The organism is Amycolatopsis sp. NPDC050768 (assembly GCF_040654155.1).
Taxonomy (GTDB): Bacteria; Actinomycetota; Actinomycetes; order Mycobacteriales; family Pseudonocardiaceae; genus Amycolatopsis.
In genome coordinates this window covers 28,629-47,773 of sequence record NZ_JBFAHL010000009.1, presented here as the reverse complement: position 1 = coordinate 47,773, position 19,145 = coordinate 28,629, and the positions used below count along the sequence as shown (strand labels likewise).

The 19,145-nt window shown below is 69.5% G+C and carries 19 protein-coding genes; 12 read left to right on the top strand and 7 right to left on the bottom strand.

Features of this window, described 5'->3' with window-relative positions; genetic code table 11:
* Positions 1–7: 7 nt before the first annotated feature.
* The 3 genes from mfd to AB0H62_RS25830 all read left to right on the top strand — a co-directional run bounded on the left by mfd (position 8) and on the right by AB0H62_RS25830 (position 4,696).
* A complete protein-coding gene (gene mfd / locus AB0H62_RS25840) occupies positions 8–3,571 on the top strand; it encodes a transcription-repair coupling factor (protein WP_360589045.1) in 3,564 nt (1,187 codons plus the stop codon).
* A 92-nt stretch (positions 3,572–3,663) separates the two neighbouring features.
* Positions 3,664–4,578 (top strand): helix-turn-helix transcriptional regulator, encoded by a 915-nt coding sequence (locus AB0H62_RS25835; protein WP_360588685.1) that lies wholly within the window; start codon positions 3,664–3,666, stop codon positions 4,576–4,578.
* Positions 4,532–4,696 (top strand): DUF397 domain-containing protein, encoded by a 165-nt coding sequence (locus AB0H62_RS25830; protein WP_360588683.1) that lies wholly within the window; start codon positions 4,532–4,534, stop codon positions 4,694–4,696. The genes AB0H62_RS25835 and AB0H62_RS25830 overlap by 47 nt, the downstream gene beginning before the upstream one ends.
* Here AB0H62_RS25830 and AB0H62_RS25825 read toward each other — a convergent pair.
* The gene (locus tag AB0H62_RS25825) at positions 4,680–5,093 is read right to left on the bottom strand and encodes a hypothetical protein (protein ID WP_360588681.1); all 414 of its coding nucleotides are present in this window, start codon (positions 5,091–5,093) and stop codon (positions 4,680–4,682) included. The two genes, AB0H62_RS25830 and AB0H62_RS25825, sit on opposite strands and share 17 nt — an antisense overlap.
* A 76-nt stretch (positions 5,094–5,169) precedes the next feature.
* Here AB0H62_RS25825 and AB0H62_RS25820 point away from each other — a divergent pair, with 76 nt between their 5' ends.
* The 3 genes from AB0H62_RS25820 (at position 5,170) to trpC (ending at position 8,070) form a co-directional block, all read left to right on the top strand.
* A complete protein-coding gene (locus tag AB0H62_RS25820) occupies positions 5,170–6,198 on the top strand; it encodes a hypothetical protein (RefSeq protein WP_360588679.1) in 1,029 nt (342 codons plus the stop codon).
* 8 nt (positions 6,199–6,206) lie between these two features.
* A complete protein-coding gene (locus AB0H62_RS25815; protein ID WP_360588677.1) occupies positions 6,207–7,121 on the top strand; it encodes a MazG family protein in 915 nt (304 codons plus the stop codon).
* Between the two features lie 172 nt (positions 7,122–7,293).
* Complete coding sequence (gene trpC, locus AB0H62_RS25810) at positions 7,294–8,070, top strand: indole-3-glycerol phosphate synthase TrpC (RefSeq protein WP_354864020.1); 777 nt, start codon at positions 7,294–7,296, stop codon at positions 8,068–8,070.
* On the opposite strand, the gene AB0H62_RS25805 is transcribed toward trpC, so the two are convergent.
* On the bottom strand, positions 8,067–9,002 hold the full coding sequence (locus AB0H62_RS25805; protein ID WP_360588674.1) for a zinc-binding dehydrogenase: 936 nt from the start codon (positions 9,000–9,002) through the stop codon (positions 8,067–8,069). The genes trpC and AB0H62_RS25805 overlap by 4 nt on opposite strands.
* A gap of 189 nt (positions 9,003–9,191) precedes the next feature.
* Between AB0H62_RS25805 and AB0H62_RS25800 the strand changes: the two genes are divergently transcribed.
* From AB0H62_RS25800 to AB0H62_RS25775, 6 genes are all read left to right on the top strand, one after another.
* Positions 9,192–9,761, top strand: a complete 570-nt coding sequence (locus tag AB0H62_RS25800) for a helix-turn-helix domain-containing protein (RefSeq protein ID WP_360589043.1) — start codon at positions 9,192–9,194, stop codon at positions 9,759–9,761.
* Positions 9,762–9,926: 165 nt separating this feature from the next.
* The gene (locus AB0H62_RS25795; RefSeq protein WP_220244287.1) at positions 9,927–10,508 is read left to right on the top strand and encodes an RNA polymerase sigma factor; all 582 of its coding nucleotides are present in this window, start codon (positions 9,927–9,929) and stop codon (positions 10,506–10,508) included.
* Positions 10,505–11,281 (top strand): zf-HC2 domain-containing protein, encoded by a 777-nt coding sequence (locus tag AB0H62_RS25790; RefSeq protein WP_220244286.1) that lies wholly within the window; start codon positions 10,505–10,507, stop codon positions 11,279–11,281. Before AB0H62_RS25795 ends, AB0H62_RS25790 begins: the two co-directional genes overlap by 4 nt.
* Positions 11,282–11,302: 21 nt before the next feature.
* Positions 11,303–12,106 carry an ABC transporter ATP-binding protein gene (locus AB0H62_RS25785; protein ID WP_220247124.1) on the top strand — a complete coding sequence of 268 codons (804 nt, stop codon included), beginning with the start codon at positions 11,303–11,305 and terminating at the stop codon, positions 12,104–12,106.
* A complete protein-coding gene (locus AB0H62_RS25780) occupies positions 12,103–13,428 on the top strand; it encodes a hypothetical protein (RefSeq protein WP_360588672.1) in 1,326 nt (441 codons plus the stop codon). Before AB0H62_RS25785 ends, AB0H62_RS25780 begins: the two co-directional genes overlap by 4 nt.
* 5 nt (positions 13,429–13,433) lie before the next feature.
* Positions 13,434–13,979, top strand: coding sequence for a hypothetical protein (locus tag AB0H62_RS25775; protein WP_360588670.1), 546 nt, complete (start codon positions 13,434–13,436; stop codon positions 13,977–13,979).
* A gap of 63 nt (positions 13,980–14,042) precedes the next feature.
* Here AB0H62_RS25775 and pip read toward each other — a convergent pair whose 3' ends face one another.
* The 5 genes from pip to efeU form a co-directional block, all read right to left on the bottom strand.
* Positions 14,043–15,020 (bottom strand): prolyl aminopeptidase, encoded by a 978-nt coding sequence (gene pip, locus AB0H62_RS25770; protein ID WP_360588668.1) that lies wholly within the window; start codon positions 15,018–15,020, stop codon positions 14,043–14,045.
* A 199-nt stretch (positions 15,021–15,219) separates the two neighbouring features.
* Positions 15,220–15,630 carry a PPOX class F420-dependent oxidoreductase gene (locus AB0H62_RS25765; RefSeq protein WP_220244283.1) on the bottom strand — a complete coding sequence of 137 codons (411 nt, stop codon included), beginning with the start codon at positions 15,628–15,630 and terminating at the stop codon, positions 15,220–15,222.
* A 34-nt stretch (positions 15,631–15,664) separates the two neighbouring features.
* The gene (gene efeB, locus AB0H62_RS25760) at positions 15,665–16,921 is read right to left on the bottom strand and encodes an iron uptake transporter deferrochelatase/peroxidase subunit (RefSeq protein ID WP_360588666.1); all 1,257 of its coding nucleotides are present in this window, start codon (positions 16,919–16,921) and stop codon (positions 15,665–15,667) included.
* Positions 16,918–18,069 (bottom strand): iron uptake system protein EfeO, encoded by a 1,152-nt coding sequence (gene efeO, locus AB0H62_RS25755; protein ID WP_220244281.1) that lies wholly within the window; start codon positions 18,067–18,069, stop codon positions 16,918–16,920. Before efeO ends, efeB begins: the two co-directional genes overlap by 4 nt.
* Positions 18,066–18,914 carry an iron uptake transporter permease EfeU gene (gene efeU, locus AB0H62_RS25750; protein ID WP_220244280.1) on the bottom strand — a complete coding sequence of 283 codons (849 nt, stop codon included), beginning with the start codon at positions 18,912–18,914 and terminating at the stop codon, positions 18,066–18,068. The genes efeO and efeU overlap by 4 nt, the downstream gene beginning before the upstream one ends.
* Positions 18,915–19,145: the final 231 nt, after the last annotated feature.

Genomic DNA, 19,145 nt, shown 5'->3' with positions numbered 1-19,145 from the left:
CGCTCCACTGTCCGGACTCCTCCAAGCCATCCTCCCCGACCCCGCCCTGCGCGGCGTCATCGAACGCGCCGGCGCCCCGCTGCTCGAGCTGCAGGGCGCCGTGACCGCACGTCAGCTGGTCGCCGCCGCGCTCGCCGAAGACGAATCCAGAGGCGGCGCGGGCCGCCACGTGCTGGCCGTGACCGCCACCGGCCGGGAGGCCGACGAGCTCACCGCCGCCCTCGAAGCCCTGCTCGGGCGCGAGAAGGTCGTCGACTTCCCCTCGTGGGAGACGCTGCCCCACGAGCGCCTCTCGCCGCGCGCCGACACCGTCGGGCGCCGCCTCGAGGTGCTGCACCGCCTGCACACGGGCGACGACGAGCTCAAGGTCGTCGTCTCCACCGTCCGCAGCCTGATCCAGCCCATGGCCCCCGGCCTCGGCTCGCTCGACCCCGTCGACCTGGCCGTCGGCGAGGAGCAGAGCTTCGAAGGCCTGCTGGAGCGCCTGGTCGAGCTCGCCTACACCCGCGTGGACATGGTCGAGAAGCGCGGCGAGTTCGCCGTGCGCGGCGGCATCCTCGACCTGTTCGGGCCCACCGCGCAGCACCCCGTGCGCGTGGAGTTCTGGGGCGACGAGGTCAGCGAGATCCGCGCGTTCGCGGTTTCCGACCAGCGCTCCCTGCCGGGCGAGATCCAGCACGTCACCGCGCCGCCGTGCCGCGAGTTGCTGCTCACCGCCGACGTCAAGGCCAAGGCCGCCGAGCTCGCCGTCACGTATGAGGCAGACGCTCAGCTGGCCGAGATGCTCACGAAGCTCGCCGACGGCATCCCCGTCGAAGGCATGGAAGCCCTCATTCCGGTGCTGTGCGCCGGCGAGCTCACCCTGCTCACCGACGCCCTGCCGCGCGGCAGTCACGTGCTGCTCGCCGACCCGGAGAAGATCCGCGCCCGCGCCCACGATCTCGTGCGCACCGGCCAGGAGTTCCTCGAAGCCTCGTGGACCACGGCCGCGGCGGGCGGGCAGGCACCCATCGACCTCGGCGCTTCGGCCTACCGCGATCTGGCCGAGATCGCCGAGCACGCGCAGGACACCAAGCGCGCCTGGTGGACGATCACCCAGCTGAGCAGCGAAGACCCCGACGTCTACCGAGTCGGCGTCGAGGCCGCGCCCGCCTACCGCGGCGAGTTCGACCGCGCGATGACCGACCTGCGCGCCCATGTGGCCGCCGGCGGTACCGGCGTGCTCGTGGTCGCGGGCCACGGCACGGCCAGCCGCGCCGTCGAGCAGCTCACCGCGGCCGAGGTCCCGGCCGCGCTGGCCGGCGAAGGCATCACCGAGGCCCCGCGAGCCGGCGTCGTCACCGTCACCTGCGGAGCCCTTGTCGACGGCTTCGTCTCACCCGAGCGCGCCCTCGTGGTGCTCTCGGAAGCCGACCTCACGGGCCGCGGCGCCAACGCCGGAACGTCCACAAAGGACCTCAACGCCAAGATGCCGTCGCGGCGGCGCAACGCCGTCGACCCGCTGGCCCTGAAGGCCGGCGACTACGTGGTGCACAACCAGCACGGCATCGGCCGCTTCGTCGAGATGGTGCAGCGCACCGTCGCCGGCGCCACGCGCGAGTACCTGCTGCTGGAGTACGCGAGCTCCAAGCGTGGCCACCCGGGCGACCGCCTGTTCGTGCCGACCGACCAGCTCGACGAGGTCTCCCGCTACGTCGGCGGCGAGCTGCCCACGCTCAACAAGCTCGGCGGCTCCGACTGGAAGAACACCAAGGCGCGCGCCAAAAAGGCCGTCAAGGAGATCGCGGCCGAGCTCGTGCAGCTCTACGCCGCCCGCCAGGCCGCGCCCGGCCACCCCTTCGGCCCCGACACGCCGTGGCAGGGCGAGCTCGAAGACGCGTTCCCGTTCACCGAGACCAACGACCAGCTCGCCGCCATCGACGAGGTCAAGGCCGACATGGAACGCGGCGTCCCCATGGACCGCGTGATCTGCGGCGACGTCGGCTACGGCAAAACCGAGATCGCCGTGCGCGCCGCGTTCAAGGCGGTGCAGGACGGCAAGCAGGTCGCCGTGCTCGTGCCGACCACGCTGCTTGCACAGCAGCACCTGAACACCTTCACCGAGCGCATGCAGTCGTTCCCGGTCACCATCAAGGGCCTTTCGCGGTTCACGCACAAGGCCGAGTCCGACCAGGTCCTGGAGCAGCTCGCCGAGGGTGAGGTCGACATCGTCATCGGCACGCACCGCCTGCTGCAGACCGGCATCCGGTACAAGGATCTCGGCCTCGTGATCGTCGACGAGGAGCAGCGCTTCGGAGTGGAGCACAAGGAACACATCAAGGCCCTGCGCACCCACGTGGACGTGCTCACGATGTCGGCCACCCCCATCCCGCGCACGCTGGAGATGTCGCTCGCCGGCATCCGCGAGATGTCCACCATCCTCACCCCGCCGGAAGACCGGCACCCGATCCTGACGTATGTCGGCGGGTACGACGACAAGCAGGTCGGCGCCGCCGTCCGCCGCGAGCTCCTGCGCGACGGCCAGGTCTTCTACGTCCACAACCGCGTCTCCTCCATCGAGAAGGCGGCCAAACGCATCCGCGAGATGGTGCCCGAAGCGCGCGTCGTGACCGCCCACGGCCAGATGAACGAGGACAAGCTCGAAAAGATCATCCAGGGCTTCTGGGAAAACGAGTACGACGTGCTCGTCTGCACCACGATCGTCGAAACCGGCCTGGACATCTCCAACGCCAACACCCTCATCGTCGAACGTGGCGACCTACTGGGATTGGCCCAGCTCCACCAGCTGCGCGGACGCGTCGGCCGCGGCCGCGAACGCGGCTACGCCTACTTCCTGTACCCGCCGGAAGCGCCGTTGACGGAGACCGCGCACGACAGGCTCGCGACCATCGCGCAGAACACCGAGCTCGGCGCGGGCATGGCCGTCGCGATGAAGGACTTGGAGATCCGCGGCGCGGGCAACATCCTCGGCGCCGAACAGTCCGGCCACATCGCGGGCGTCGGCTTCGACCTGTACGTGCGCCTGGTCGGCGAAGCTGTCGAAGCCTTCCGCCGCCACGCCGGCGCCGAGCCCAGCGAAGAGGAGGAACTCGCCGAAGTCCGCGTCGACCTCCCCATCGACGCCCACATCCCCCACGACTACGTCGAAGGCGAACGGTTGCGGTTGGAGGCCTACCGCAAAATCGCGGCCGCGCCCGACACCGCGGGCCTCGACGCCGTGCGCGAAGAACTCATCGACCGTTACGGCCTGCCGCCCGCCCCCGTCAACCGTCTGCTTGCGGTGGCTGCCTTCCGCCACACCTGCCGCGCGGCGGGCGTCACGGAGGTTGCCGTGCAGGGCAACACCATCCGCTTCGCGCCATTACCGCTCGCCGATTCGCAAATGGTGCGGCTGAAACGCTTGTACCCCAAGGCGCTGTACAAGGCGGTGACCAACACCGTCTCCGTGCCCAAACCCACCGAAGGCCCGGCCGGCGGCCGCATGGGCGCGCCGACACTGCGCGATGTCGAACTGCTCGAGTGGTGCACGAAGCTCCTGGCGCAGCTCACGAAAACCCCCGCGCCCGTGTGACGCTGTGCCGGGCTCGGGACACCACGCCTCTTCGGGCGAACTACCAGCGGAAACGCTGTCACGGAAGCGGTTGCGGCCGTACGCTCCTTGCCATGCATGACCGCTATTCGACCGTGCGCAGCCGCCAGCTCGGTGTCCGCCTGCGAGAGCTGATGGAAGAGCACCACTGGGGAGTGCGGGAAATGGCGCGCCGGTTGGACTGGCCGCCCACCCGCATCTCCAACATGTTCAATGCGCGGCGTGGCAGCAAGTACATCGACGTGGTCAAGATGCTCACGCTCATGGGCGTGATCGGTGACGAGGCTGCGGAGGTATATGCGCTGTGCGATGACCTCGATGAGCCAGGCCTGCTGGAGACCTATCCAAACTTGCCAGCGCAGGTGAAAACGCTGGTATGGCACGAAGAGCGCGCGAGCGCGATCGCTGCATACCAAGAGATGATCGTGCCCGGCCTTCTGCAAACTCCGGCCTATGCACGAGCGCTGGCCGAGGAAGCTGGCACGGTGCCTGACCGCGACGACCTTGATCAGCTGATCTTCGCGCGCATGTCGCGGCAGACGCTCCTGAGCCGGCAGCCTCTCATCAAGTTCGACTTCTTCTTGCATGAGTTCGTTCTGCGACTTGAGGTGGGCAGGACTGACAAGAGTGTCATGTCGGGGCAGCTGCACCACCTCTTGCAGCTGGCGGTTCGGCCGAACGTTTCGATCCGGATCATGCCCGCAGCGGTCGGTGGTCACGCTGCGGTGGCAGGTCACTTCCAGCTGATCGATTCGGAGGACTTCGGGCCGGTTGCGTATATCGACAGCGAGGTGGCTTCGCTGTTCCTGGAGAAACCTGAGGAGATCAAGGCTTATCGAGGTGTTCTTAAGCGCCTTGGTAGCGCTGCGCTCGGTGAGGCAGAATCGAGGAAGCTCATAGCCGACATGGCCACCGAGCTCTACTCACCAGGAGAGCAGTCGCATGTCCCTCGAATGGCGCAAGAGCAGCTACAGTCCCAATGCCGGTGACTGCGTGGAGGTTGCGACCGATTGCGACGTGCACGTCCGGGACACGAAGGACCGCGAGGCCGGCCACATCACCGTCCCCGCGGTCGCCTGGCAGGAGCTTCTCAGCCGGTTGAACTGAGCTGGAACATCGGCGGCTCACCTGTTGCCAGCTGTAAACGGACTTCCTCTTTCGGCGTAGGCACCGCGCCCGCGTCGGCCATCGGTAGGGGTCGGGGGTGGCGCGGCACGCGTGAGCCCGAGCCGCCGCCGCGGCCGGGGTACACCAACAACCCGTGTTCGGGGTCGGGGACGGCGTCGAGGGCGGCCGTCACCGCGGGGAGGCCGCGGAACCGGTCGCGTTGTGCCTCCGTGGCGAACTCGATCTCGAGCGTGACGCCCCAGCGGTGGACGTGCCACGTCCACTGTTCGGCGCCATGGGTCAGGGCGGCTTCGGTGAGGTTGTCGCCGTGCGCGCGTTGCCAGCTGTGCGCTGCGAACTCCCCGTCGAGAACCTCGATCGACAACCACGAGTCCATTTGTCGACAATAACGCTTCGCGCACCCCGATGGTGTTGCGTTTCGGGGGCGGCGGTGTGAGAGGGTATGGCTTGTGATGCGGATCATGGGGCGCCTCGGCTCGAAAAAACGGTCAAGCGCGCTGGTGGGTGTTGTTGCCAGTGGCCTGCTGCTCGCCGGGTGCGGCGCCGGGCCCAGCCAGGTGGGCGCCGCGGCCGTCATCGACGGCCAGGTCACCACGATCGATCAGGTGCAGGGCCTGCTGGACAAGGCCGTCCAGGAGCAGCCATACGCGCAGCAGCTCGCCGCGCAGCACAAGCTCGACCTCGTGGGCCGGGAGATCGTGCGCCAGCAACTGCTCCACACCGTGGTGCGCAAGGCCGCCCAGAAGGAAGGCCTGTCTACCGACGACGCCGCCATCTCCGCAGCGATGTCGCAGGGCGATCCGCTGGCCGGAGTGCTGCCGGAGAACCTCGCGCAGGACCAGCCCGCGGCCGTGACGCAGCTCGTCTGGCGCGTGCGTGACCACCGCGAGGCGATCACCGACCAGTACTTGGAGCAGAAGCTCGCGGCGAAGTACCTGCCGACGCTGTCGGTGAACTTCGACTACACGAGCATCGGTGCGCCGACGTCCGACAGCGAAGCGCCGGCCATCGACGCGGCGACCGCGCGGAGCCAGGCCATCGCGAAGGCCCAGGAGTACGCGGCCAACCCCAACGCCATCCAGACCGAGATCCAGGGCGGCGCGCAGGGCAACGTCGGGCAGCAGGCGCCGGCGCTTTCGTCGCCGGAGGACGCCGCGACGGTGCTGTTCGGCGTTCCGGCGAACACGGCCATCGCATTCCAGCCGAACCCGACGTCGGCGCCGACGTGGTGGGTCACGGCCATCGTGCGGCAGCGCGCTACCGACAAGCCGGTGGCCACTGACCAGGTCCAGCAGCCGACGCCCGACCAGATCGGGGCGATCGGGGTGCGGTTGCTGCAGCCGTACGTGAACGACGTGGACTACAAGATCAACCCGCGCTACGGCGTGTGGGACCCGGTCGGCATGGACCTCGCGGCCAACGCGAACAGCTTCCAGGGCATCGTGCTGCCGGTCCGGGGTAGTGCTCCGGCTCAGCAGTGAACTCAGCAGTGAGCGGGTCGGTTGTCGTCGTCGCGCACGGGGCGACGGTGCCGGCCGAAGCGGTCGGTTTGGTGCGTGGCGCCGCTGTGTACGCGGCTTCGGACGTTGACGCTGTGCAGTTCGGCGTGACACCGGTTCCGGCGGGAATAACGGGTGACCGCGTGTTGATCACGGCTTCGTCGTCATCGCCGGAAGCTGCCGCGCTGGTGGCCGCGGGTGCGCGCGTGATCGAGGCCCCGGTGGCGCCGCTGGTGGAAGCCGCCGAGGTCATGGACCGCCTGCGCTCGCCCGGCGGCTGCCCGTGGGACGCGGTGCAGACGCACGAAACGCTCCGCCAGTACCTGGTCGAGGAGACCTACGAGCTGCTCGACGCCATCGAGGAGAACGACCGCGAGGCCCTTCGCGAAGAGCTCGGCGACGTCCTCCTGCAGGTGCTCTTCCACGCCCGCCTGGCCGCGGAGGACGCCGAGGATCCGTTCACGATCGACGACGTCGCGCGGGCGTTGACGGCGAAGCTCGTCGGGCGGCACCCGCACGTGTTCACCGACGCGGCGAAGGTGGCCACGGTCGACCAGCAGAACCTGAAATGGGAAGAGCTCAAGCAGGCGGAGAAGCAGCGTCGCTCCATTGTGGACGGTATCGCGCTCGGCCAGCCCGCCATCGCGTTGGCCGCCAAGCTCGGGCAACGCAGCGGGCGGGCGGGGATTCCGCTGGACCTGTTCCCGGCCGGCTCGGACCCGGCCTCGCAGCTGTTCCGAACGGCCGCCACCGCGCGCCGGGCGGGCACTGACCCGGAGGGCGAGCTGCGGGCCGTCGCGAAGCAGTTCGCGAGTGACATCCGGGCGGCTGAGGAAGCGGCGCGGGACGCGGGCGTGGAACCGTCGACGTTGGAAGCGGACGGCTGGCGCAAGTTCTGGCCGTAACGGGCATTTCGGGCTTCTTTTTGGGTGACACGGTGGTGCGGTAGGCGCCTGTTCGGCCACGCTGTGTGCCCTGGGCGGTACGTCACGCAGTGATCGCGCGCACTCCCGCGTGCCTTCTGTCCCGGGTGGACCGACGATGGTGGTTGGCCGGTCGTCGGTGGAGGAGTTGGGTATGAGCGTGCTGGACGGGATTCTCGAGGGTGTCCGCGAGGATCTGGAGGACCGCAAGCGATCGACGTCGCTGGCCGACCTGCAGGCGCGGGTACGCGATCTGCCGCCGACGCGGGATCCGCTGCCGGCGTTCCGCGCGCCCGGCGTGTCGATCATCGCCGAGGTGAAGCGCAAGAGCCCGAGCAAGGGCGCGCTCGCCGACATCACCGACCCGGCCGCGCTCGCGGGCCAGTACGAGCAGGGCGGCGCGGCGGCCATCAGTGTGCTGACGGAGCGTCGCCGGTTCGGCGGGTCGCTGGCGGACCTCGAAGCCGTGCGGGCGCGGGTGGACGTTTCGGTGCTGCGCAAGGACTTCATCGTGGAGCCGTACCAGCTGTGGGAGGCGCGGGCGTTCGGGGCGGATCTGGCGTTGCTGATGGTGGTCTCGCTGGAGGGTTCGCTGCTCGACGACCTGTACGGCCTCGCGGTGGAGCTGGGCCTGACGCCGCTGGTCGAATCGCACACGGCCGGTGAGCTGGAGCGCGCGGTCGCTTGTGGCGCGCAGGTGCTGGGGATCAACGCTCGTGACCTCACGACGTTGGAGGTCGACCGGACCGTGTTCAAGGAGCTCGGCCCACAGATCCCGGCCGACCGTGTGCGCGTGGCGGAGTCGGGCGTGGCCGGTCCGGGCGACGTCGCGGAGTACCGCGGCTGGGGCGCGGACGTCGTCCTGGTCGGCGAGGCGCTGGTGCGCTCGGGCGACCCGGTGACGTCCGTCCGCGACTTCATCCAGGGTTAGGGCTTCAGGACGATCCGGCCGAAGACCTCACCGTCGTCCATCTTCCGGTGGGCCAGTGCGGCTTGGTCGAGCGGCAGGATTTCGTGGACGACGCCCTGGAACGTTTCGTCGTTGAACTGCTCCAGGCGCACTTTTTGCAGCGCCTCGCGGGGCACGGTGTCGGCGCTGAAGGTCATGAACGACAGGGACTTCTGGAAGTTCTGCAGCAGCTTCGCGGCGAGATCGCCGGGTGGCATCCCGCCGACCACGCCGACCACGACGAGGCGGCCGTTGGGGTTGAGCTTGTCGAAGAAGTCCGGCAGGTTCGGGCCGGCGATCAGGTCGACGATGACGTCGTACCTGCCTTCGCCGGTCGCCGCGCGGTCCAGGACTTCCGTCGCGCCGAGTTTCTCGAGGCGCTCACCTCGCTTCTGGTTCGAGGTCGTGACGGCCACGTTCTTGGCGCCGTTTCTTGCCGCCAGCTGAACCGCCGACACCCCGATGCTCCCCGCCGCCCCGCGCACCAGCACGGACTCGCCGGCCTCGAAGTGCGCGTGCGCCAGCGCGAAGTGCGCGACGGCTCCCGATGTGCCGATGGCCACGGCGTCCTCACTGGTCAGGGCCTCGGGGATCGGCAGGAAATCGCTGGCCACCGCCTTCTCGGCATACCCGCCGCCCGTGCCGGTGAACGCCCACACCCGCCGGCCCTTCAGACTCTCGTCGAGGCCCGCCCCGACCGCGACGACCGTCCCGGCGACTTCGCTGCCGGGGATGTGACCGGGTTTGAAGCCGTAACTGCCGAGCGTGCCGCGCCGGATCACCGCGTCGACCCCGCCGACCCCGATGGCCTCGGTCTCGATCAGCACCTGCCCTGCCCCGGGCGTGGGCTCCGCTGCCTGGATGACCCGCAACCCCTCGGGCGGCCCGAACTCCTGAATCGCCACTGCTTTCACCTGCGTGTTCTCCTCTCGATCTCGCCGCCGACGCTAACGGACGGGGGCGTCCGTTTCGGCTAAAGTGAGAGCGTGACGGCTCGTTTGCCTCAGACCTCGCACCCCGACTCCGCGGTCTCGGGGGGTGAGGCTTCGCCCGCGGATGCTTCGCGCACCCTCCGCTCCGACGCCCGCGACAACCGCGACCGCATCCTCACCGCGGCCCGCGAGGTCTTCGCCGCCGAAGGCCTCGACGTTCCGATGCGCGAAATCGCCCGCCGCGCCGGCGTCGGCCCTGCCACGCTCTACCGCCACTTCCCGACCAAGGAAGACCTGGCGGGCGCGGCTTTCGCCGATCAGCTTCAGGTCTGCCGGCAGATCGTCGACGAGGGCCTCGCCACCCCCGACCCCTGGCTCGGCTTCTGCCTGGTGATCGAAAAACTCTTCGACGTCCACGCCCGCGACCGCGGCTTCACCGCGGCCTTCCTCTCGCGCTTCCCGCGCGCCTTCGACTTCACCACCACCCGCGACTCCGCCCTCACCTCGATCGCCGAACTGGCCCGCCGCGCCAAAACCACGGGCCACCTCCGCCCCGACTTCGTGGTCGACGACCTCGTCCTGGTCCTCATGGCCAACAACGGCATCCACGCCACCTCGCCCGCCGCGCGCGTCGCGGCTTCACGGCGCTTCGCCGCCCTGGCCATCCAGGCCTTCCGCGCCACCCCGCAGCTGTCGCCACTGCCGCCCGCGGCTCGCCTGCCTCTGCACCCGGTGGTGTGACCACGGCGGCGCTGGTCGACGGATGTTGCTGCTTCTTGTCGCTTCGCCGTGCTGGCGGTCCAGGCCTTTCGCGCCACCTCGCAGCTGTCGCCGCTCCCGCCGGCGGCTCGCCTGCCTCTGCACCCACTGGTGTGACCCAAACCACACAGCCACGAGAACCGTGGGATGATTCGCGGCGTCTTGCCTGATGTGAAGCACCAGAAGCCCGCGCCAGAGGTGGACGAGGAGCAGCTCGTCCGCCGGACTGCGCGGGGCGATCGGGCGGCGTTCGAGGAGTTCTACCGTCGCACGGCGCCGTGGTTGGCGGTGCGGTTGAGGCGCCGCTGTGCGGATGAGCAGGTTGTCGCCGAGGTCATGCAGGAGACGTACCTGGCGGTGTGGCGGGCGGCCGGGTCGTTCGCGGGGGCGGCGGCCGGCGGGTCGGCGGTCGGGTGGGTGTGGACGATCGCCGTGAGAAGGCTGGTTGACGCGTTTCGGCGGAGGGCGCAGCACGCGCAGGTGCCGACCGTGACGCAGGTCGACGTCACCGCGCCGGCGGCGGAGGAGGAAGCGCTCAAGGCCACCGTCGGCGACGAGGTGGGTGACGCGTTGCGCATGCTCGCCCCCGAGCTGCGGCAGGTCCTGCAGGCGATGGTGCTCGACGGGCTGTCCGTCCGCGAGACCGCCGTGCTGCTCGGGCTGCCGGAAGGAACTGTGAAGACGCGGGCGCGCCGCGCGCGGATCGCCATGCGAGAGGCACTGACATGAAACACGTCCCGGATCGACTCCTCACCGGCTACCTCGAAGGCGGCACGCTGCCGGGCGACGAGGAGTGGGCCGCCGAGGCCCACCTGGAGACGTGTGCCGTCTGCCGCGCTCGGCTCGCACAACTGTCCACATCGGACCCGCTGATCACCGACGTCTGGAATGGACTCCAGGCCCAGCTCACCACCAAGCCGCAACGCGTACCCAGCCGCTTCAGGACCCGTAGCTGGGCGACCCCGGTGATGCTGCCGTGGCTGGTGATGACGGTGCTGGTGGCGGTCGTGGCCGTGCTGCTCGACCGCGGATTCCAGGGCAACCTGTCGTTCGTCCAGATTTTCGCGCCGGTGCTGCCGGTGCTGGGCGTCGCGGCGTCGTGGTCACGTGGCCTCGACCCGGCGTACGAACTGGTCGCCGCCAGCCCGCGGGCTGGTCTGGACCTCGTTCTTCGCCGCACCACGGCGGTGCTGGTGGCCGTGGTTCCCGTGCTGCTGGTCGCGGGTTGGCTCACCGGCACGAATCTGGGGCTGGCGCTGCTACCGAGCCTCGCGTTCACCACAGGAACCCTGGCGCTGGGCGGGCTCATCGGCGTGAGCCGCGCGGCGTCGGTGCTAGTGGCCGCGTGGATCGCCGTGCTGGTGCTGCCGATGTTGGCCAAGGGGTCTTCGTTCGCACTGCAACCGGGATCGCTCCCGGTCTGGGGCGGGATCTTCGCGTTGACGGCCGTGGTGGTGGTGCTCCGCCGGAGCGCGTTCACTCGGCTCAGCGCGCACCACTGAGGGAGGAAGGGGACAATGGACATGCGGGCAGTCGAAGCCGCTGAGGTCGCTCCGTCGACCTATGCCTGGGAAATCCAGGCGGAAGCGCTGAAAGTACGGGTGGGGCGGCGGAAAATGGCCGTCGATGGCCTGGATTTGTCCCTGGGCAAGGGAGTCCACGGCCTCCTCGGGCCCAACGGGGCCGGCAAGACCACGCTGATCAGAGCCCTGGCGACAGTGCTCCGGCCGGCGGAAGGCGGGCTGGCGCTGCTCGGTGAGTCGGTCGGGGGACACATCGACCAGCGCCGCCTGCGCCGACGGATCGGATACCTGCCGCAGACGTTCGGGTACTACAAGCGGTTCACGGTGCGGGAGTTCGTCGAGTACCTGGCGTGGCTGAAGGAAATGTCCAAACAGGACATTCCCGCCGCCGTGCAGCGCGCGATCGAGCGCGTGGGCCTCGCCGACCGCGCCGACGACAAGCTCAAAACCCTGTCGGGCGGCATGGTCCGCCGCGTCGGCATCGCGCAGGCCATCGTGAATGACCCGCAGATCCTGCTGCTCGACGAGCCCACCGCGGGTCTCGACCCGGCGCAGCGCGTGCGGTTCCGCGAGCTCATGGCGCAGCTCGGACAGGACGCGTGTGTCGTCGTGTCGACGCACCTGGTGGAAGACGTCGCCACGGCGTGCACCGACGTGGTGCTGTTCGCCGAGGGCAAGCTCGTCTTCCAGGGCACGCCCGACCAGCTGGCCGCCGCGGGCACTCCCGAAGACATCGGCGACAGCCCCATCGAACGCGGCTACTCGGCGCTGCTCAACCACGACCGGGGGAGGGGTTCCTGGTGAGCGTGCTGCGCACCGAGGCGCGACGGACGATCGCGCCCTGGCTCCTGTTCGTGCTCCTGGCCGTAGGGTTGGGGTTCTTCTTCCTGTTCAGCGGGCCGTGGTCGAGGGACGCCGTGGCCTGGGATCTGCAGTGGACACCGTCGGTGCTGTGGTCGCGCTACCTGCTTTCGCTGCTGTGGCCCATCATCGTGTGCGGCGCGGCGCTGCAGGGGATGCGCGACCGGCGGTCCGGAATGGAAGAACTGCTGACCACGACCCCGCTACCCGTCGGGCGGCGCACGGCGAAGGTCGGGCTCGTGATGGGACTGGCCGCTGTGGTCGGTTACCTCGTGATCGTCGCGGTCGGGCTCGGGCAGGTGATCGCGAACGACGGGCGGTTCACGTTCACGTGGGTGCTGCCGCTGCTGGTCGGTATCGCTTCGGTGGTCGCGGGTGTCGCCGTGGGGCTCGCCGTCGGCCGGCTGCTGCCGCACCCGTTGACGGCCCCGGCCGCCGGGGTCGTGGCGCTTGTGGTGGGCGTGGTGCTGCAGATCGCCGGGGAACGTGGCAGCTCGGTGGAGCAGGCGGTGCCGAATCGCATCGCGCTGCTCTCGCCCACGATCACGCAGCCGAGCAGCCCACTCGTCGATCCGGTTCTCGCCGTGTCGATCGGCCAGCTGTGCTGGCTGCTGGGCCTGGCCGCGACGGGGTTCCTCGTGCTGGCCGCGCGGCGCTGGTCCGCGGTGCTGCCGGCCGTCGTCGGGCTGGCCGTCGCCCTTCCGCTCTTCCCGGCCTCGGCCGCCGACAATTTCACCGACAGCACCGGCGCGGGCAAGCCCGTGTGCGACGGTCCGGTGTGCGTCACCACCCTGCATGCCGACTGGCTGTCCACTGTGGCCGGTCCGGGCAAGGACGCCCTGGCTCGGCTGGCAAAGCTGCCTTCTACGCCGACGCACATCGTGGAGACGACCGATTCCGAGTACGTCAGCCACGGCCCCGGTGACCCGACCGCGCTCGTCGTGCGCCGCGACAGCTACCTCCTGCGTGGCACAACCGGTCGGACCCTCGAGTACGAGATCCTCGCGAGCGCCCCCGTGTGCTCCGGTGCGGTCACCGACTCGGCGGCCCGCTATGTCGTCGCCTCGTGGCTGCTCGGCGACCTGGTCACCCCGCCCCACGCCGACATCTACGGCCCCTCGATGACCACGTCGATGCGTGACGCGTGGACGAAGCTGCGCGCCTTGCCCGCTTCCGAGCAGCTCACGCGCGTCGCCGCGGCACGCCAGGCCCAGCAGACCTGCTCCGGTGACCCGTACGCGCTGCTGACCGGAGCGTCGCGATGAGGTGGATGACGCTCTACGCCCGCTCGCGCCGGCTGCCCGCGTCTCTCGCGGCGCTGGTCCTGTGTCCGGCGGTGATCCGCGTCCTCGCCGGCGCCGACTGGTCGGTGGTGTTCGCCTCGCTGGCGCTGGGCGCGTCGATCGCCGTCGCGGCCACCGGATTGTCGGGCCAGGACGTGGACCTCGACCGCACCGCCGCGTTCGGCTGGTTCCCGCGGCGGCTGGTGCACCTCGTCGTGCTCGGCGCCCTCGCCGTCGGAGTCCTGCTGGCGGTGCAGGCGTCCGCGATCCCGGCCGCCGTGATCCTGCGCGACGGCCTCGGCCTCGTCGGCCTGGCGGGCTTGGCGGCTTTCGCGTTCGGCGGCCAGTTCGGGTGGACGTTCCCGCTGCTGTGGATCGTGGTCGCGTTGTTCGCACCGCATGATCCACAGGGCCTGTACGAGGTGGTGGCGTGGCCGCTGCAGCCCGCGGACGTCGCTGTGTCCTGGTGGCTCGCTGGCACGTTGTTCCTGCTGGGCACGGGGGTTTACGCGGTGGCGGGGGCCCGCCGCTGAGAACCGCCGGTTGCCGTACCCGCACGGGGGGCGGGTACGGCAACCGGCTCCAGGCCGCAACGATCACTGGTCTTGATCGCGGGCGAAGCGGTCGGTGGCGGCGATGATCGCCGTGGTCATGCTGCCGCCGCCGTGACCGGTGTCGTCGAGAACCACGAGTTCGCTTCCGGGCCAGGCCCGGTGCAGCGCCCAGGCTGTGCTGAGCGGACCGCTGACGTCGTAGCGCCCGTGGATCAACACGGCGGGAATCCCGTGGAGCCGCTCGATGTCACGCAACAGCTGCCCGTCGTCCAGAAAACAGCCGTGGGACCAGTAGTGGGTCACGATGCGGGCGAAGGTCAGCTGAAACGCCGGGTCGGCGATCGCCAGGCGCGGTGCGGCGTCGGGGGCCAGCGACATGTGCGTGTCCTCCCACTCGCACCACCCGTGTGCGGCCTTGGCGCGGACCTCCGGGTCGGGGTCGTGGAGCAGCCGGCTGTAGGCCGCTGACAGGTCGCCGTCGCGTTCGGCGGCGGGTACGCCATCGCGGAACTTTTCCCACTCGCGCGGGAAAACGCGGCCCATGTCACGAGTGATCCAGTCGGTGTCGCGGCGGTCGCCGTTGGTCACGGCCGCGAGCACCAATTCGGTCACGCGCTCCGGATGTGCCTGCGCGTAGGCGAGAGCGAGCGTGACGCCCCACGAGCCACCCCACACGAGCCAGCGCTCGATTCCCAGGTGGACCCGCAGGGCCTCGATGTCGGCGACGAGGTGCTGGGTGGTGTTGGCCGACAGGTCGACGACCGGGTCGGTCGCCGAAGGGGTGCTGCGCCCGGAGTTGCGCTGGTCAAACACGACCACGCGGTAACGGTCCGGGTCGAACAGGCTCCGCGTTCCCGGAGAGCTCCCCGAGCCGGGACCACCGTGCAGCGCGACGGCCGGCTTGCCGTCGGGGTTGCCCGACACCTCCCAATACAGCGAATGGCCGTCGCCGACCTCCAGCGTGCCCGACTCGTGTGGCTCGGTCGACGGATAACGCCCGTCCTCGGATTTGGTCGCCATGCAAGCATGATCGCGCACCGGTGCCTTGCGCGGGGGCGGAAGCGTGAACGCACCGTTCGACGTCGAGGACGGGCGACGCCGGCGCTGATTCCCCGGCACTGAACCCCCGCCGCCGGCCCCGTGCACCCCTCGCGATCCAGCCGGTGGACGCGGTGGCCGAGCACCGGAGCGGGTTCTGGCCGACGATCCGGTAGCGCCCTCAGACGTTGCGGTTGTTCGGCTTCATCTCCAACGGCGGCACATCGGCGTTGTCGATGCCCATGCTGATGATGCGTTCCGGGTGGAGCCGGATGACCGCTCCGTCGAGGTGGCCGTCCGGCGCGAACACGTCGGTCAGCACCTCCGCGCGGCCGCGGATCTCCAGGCAGCGCACGCGCATCGGGTTCAGCGACGGACGGTCGTCCACCACGAAGGCGGCGCGGCCGTTGGCGGCGACGTTGCGGTACTTGCGGCTCTGCGTCAGGTGGTAGCCGGTGATGTCGATGGCCTTGGCGTCAGCGTTGTAGGTGAAGCCCACGGGGCTGACCTGCAGGGTCCCGTTCGGCTGCTGCGTGGCGAGCCGCCCGAGACCCTGCGTGGCGAGGTAGTCGAGTTCTGCTGAGGTGAACATGCACTCCACCGTGCAAGTTCAACCCAACTTGAAGTCAAGCGAACAGGCCGTCGCCCCAGTTCGAGGTGGGGGTGAGGCCCGGCGGAACCGCGAAGTGCGCCGAACCCGTGTGCTGCACGTACTCCATCATCGCGTCCTTCGACGACAGCGCCTGCTGCATGGGCACGTACTGCTTGCGCGTATCGCGGTTGAAAGCCAGGAAGAACAGTCCGGCTTCGAGGTGGCCGACGCCGTCGGAACCGTCGACGAAGTTGTAGCCACGCCGCAGGATCCGGGTCCCGTTCAACGTCTGGTGCGAAGCCAGCCGGATGTGCGCGTCGTCGGCGATCAGGGGCACGCCGCCCTCGCCGCGGACGCCCAGGTCGACCTCGTCGAACTCCGCCGTCTGGCCCAGCGGCGCGCCGGAACCCTTGGTGCGGCCGACGATCTGCTCCTGGCCCTCCAGCGGCTCGCGGTCCCACGTCTCGATGTGCATCCGGATCCGCCGCGCCACCAGGTACGAGCCGCCCGCCATCCAGGTCTGGCCGTCACCGGCCACGGCCCACACATCGTCGCGCAGGAAATCGGTGTCCTCGGACTTGATGTTGTTGGTGCCGTCCTTGAAACCGAACAGGTTGCGCGGCGTGGCCTGCTCGCGCGACGTCGACGAGCTGCGCCCGAAGCCGAGCTGCGACCAGCGCACCTCCGTGACGCCGAAGCCGAGCCGCGCGAGGTTGCGCACGGCGTGCACGGCGACCTGCGGGTCGTTGGCGCACGCCTGGATGCACAGGTCACCGCCGGTGCGCGCGGGGTCGAGCTTGTCCTTCGGGAACAGCGGCAGGTCGATCAGTTGCGCCGGCCGCTTCGCCGCGAGCCCGAACCGGCCGTCGAACAGCGACGGGCCGAAGCCGATCGTCAACGTCAGGTCGGACGCCGGAAGGTCCAGCGCCTCGCCCGTGTCGCCGGGCGGGGCTTCGGCCGCGCCGCCGACGGCTCCGTTGGGCACGACCTCCTGCCCGGCCGTCATCCGCCGCGCCGCCGAAGTCCACGTGCGCAGCAGCTGCCGCAGCTCGCCGACGTCGGTCGTCGTCACGTCGAACGCGGCGAAGTGCAAGTTCTGCTGGGTCGGCGTGACGATGCCGGCCTGGTGCTCGCCGTGGAAGTCCACAGTGGTCACCGCGGCCTGTGCGGTGGAGCCACCCATCCTGTCGATGCCGACCCCGGCCGCCGCTCCCGCGCCGGCCAGGGCGACCCCCGCTCCCGCCAGGCCGAACAGCTTCCTGCGGGAGACGCGGGTGCCCTCTTCGTTCACTTCGACACAACCTCCGCGACCTTGCTCAGCGGCTCGCTCAGCGCGTCGACCGCCGAGGCGAACGCCTTGATCTCGTCCTGCGACAGCTGGTTGTAGTACTTGAACCCGTCACCCACGCGCGTCTTGTCCAGCAGCGACTGAACGTTGGCGAACTGCTTGTCCAGAGTGGACACCAGAGCCGGGTCGCGCTCCTGCAGGATCGGGCGCAGCGAAGCGATCGCGCCCTTCGAACCGTCCACGTTGGCCTGGAAGTCCCACAGGTCCGTGTGCGAGAACGTCTCTTCCTCGCCGGTGATCTTGCCGGTGGCGACCTCGTCGAGCAGGCCCTTGGCACCGTTGGCGAGGTCGAGCGCGCTCAGCTGCAGCGTCTTGGTCTTGGTGACCAGGTCCTTGACGTCGGTGAGCAGCTTGTCGGCGACCTGCGGGCTGTCGGGCTGCAGGCCGGTGACCCACAGGTCCTTCTCCAGCCGGTGGAAACCGGTGAACTGCTGGCCCGACTCGAGGTCGGCCTCGCGCACGTCGATCAGCGGGTCGAGGTCGCCGAACTTCTCCGCGACGGGCTCGATGCGCTCGTAGTACACGCGCGTGGTGGCGTACTCGGCCTTGGCCTCGTCGACCTTGCCGGCCTTCACGAGGTCGACGAACTTCTGCGTCTCGGTCTCGAGCGCGGCGGTGTTGTTGGCGACGTAGGTGGCGTAGCTCTTGGTGGCTTCGGCCTTCTGCGCGTTGGTGTCGGTCTGCTTCTGCGCGCCGCCGGTGATGGTGAAGTCGCCGCGGATGCCGTTGCCGACCATGCCCGGCTTGCACGCCGTCTGGTACTTGCCGGCTTCGGGGACCTCGACGATGAGCCGGCGGTTGAGGCCGGGGGCGATGTTCTCGACCTCGCCCATGATCCGGTCGCCCTCGGCGTAGAGGTAGAACTCGGTGACCTTGGTGCCCTTGTTGGTGATCTCGAACGTCACGTTGCCCGCGTTGGCGGTATTCACGGCGACGGCGCACGTGCTGTCGGAGGCCTCGACCTTGATCGGGCCCGCCGCGCCGGAGCCGCTCGACGCGGAATCGGTGCTGTCACACGCGGACAGGGCCACGAGGGCGCCGACTCCGGCCAGCACGGCCAGTGGGGTTCTGGGAGAAAGGGGCACGGTCACTCCTTGACAGCGGCCGCAGCGGCTTCAGCCGTGACGGTTTTCTTCTTGGTGGGCTTGAGGAAGAGCGGGAGCACGATCACCACGTAGGCGACCCAAGCGATCGCCTGCAGCACGGTGGTCTGCTGTGAGTAGTTGAAGATCCCCTTGAGCAGCGCGCCGTACCAGGAGGTTTCCGGCAGCGCGCTCGACGCGTCGAACGCGAGGGTGGTCAGGCCCGGGATGAAGCCGGCTTCCTGAAGGTCGTGCAGGCCGTAGCCGAGCACGCCGGCGGCGACGAACACCAGCAGCACGCCGGTGACCGTGAAGAACTTCGCGAGGTTGAACCGCACGGCGCCGCGGTAGAGCAGGTACGCGATCACGATCGCGGCGGCGATGCCGACCACGAACCCGATGAGCGGCTGGATCGTGTCCGACTGCGCGGTCTGCACGGCGGAGTAGAAGAACACGGCCGTCTCGAGGCCTTCGCGGCCGACGGCGAGGAACGACAGCAGCAGCACGGCGGCGGGGCCGACGTTGAGCGCGTCCTCCATCTTGCCGCGCAGCTCCGCGGCCATCTGCTTGGAAGCCTTGCGCATCCAGAAGATCATCGCCGTGACGAACGCGACCGCGACGATCGAGAGGCTGCCGCCGAGCAGCTCCTGGTGCTCGAAGCTCAGCTGCGCGGTGCTGTAGGTCAGGATCGCGCCGACGGCGACCGACAGCAGCACCGCGGCACCCACGCCCGGCCACACGAACTTCAGCGCGTGGCGCCGGTCCGTCTTGACCAGGAACGCCACCAGGATGCTGACCACGAGGGCGGCTTCGAGCCCCTCGCGCAACCCGATGAGCGCGCTCGAAAACACCACTGCTCAGCCCTCCTCCGCATACCTGACCTGATGTTTTTAGGTAAGGCTTGCCTGTAAGTCCAGAGGAGCGTACGCCCGGGAACCCCTGAGTGATCGGACAAAACGGACTACCCGGTCGGGTTAGGTTAGGGTAACCGCAGGTCAGCGGGGTGAACGGCGGATCCATAACGAATTGTGTGATGTGGGCGGCTGGGGCTGGGAGTTAACCGTCCGCTTGCCTTTTGTGAGGCG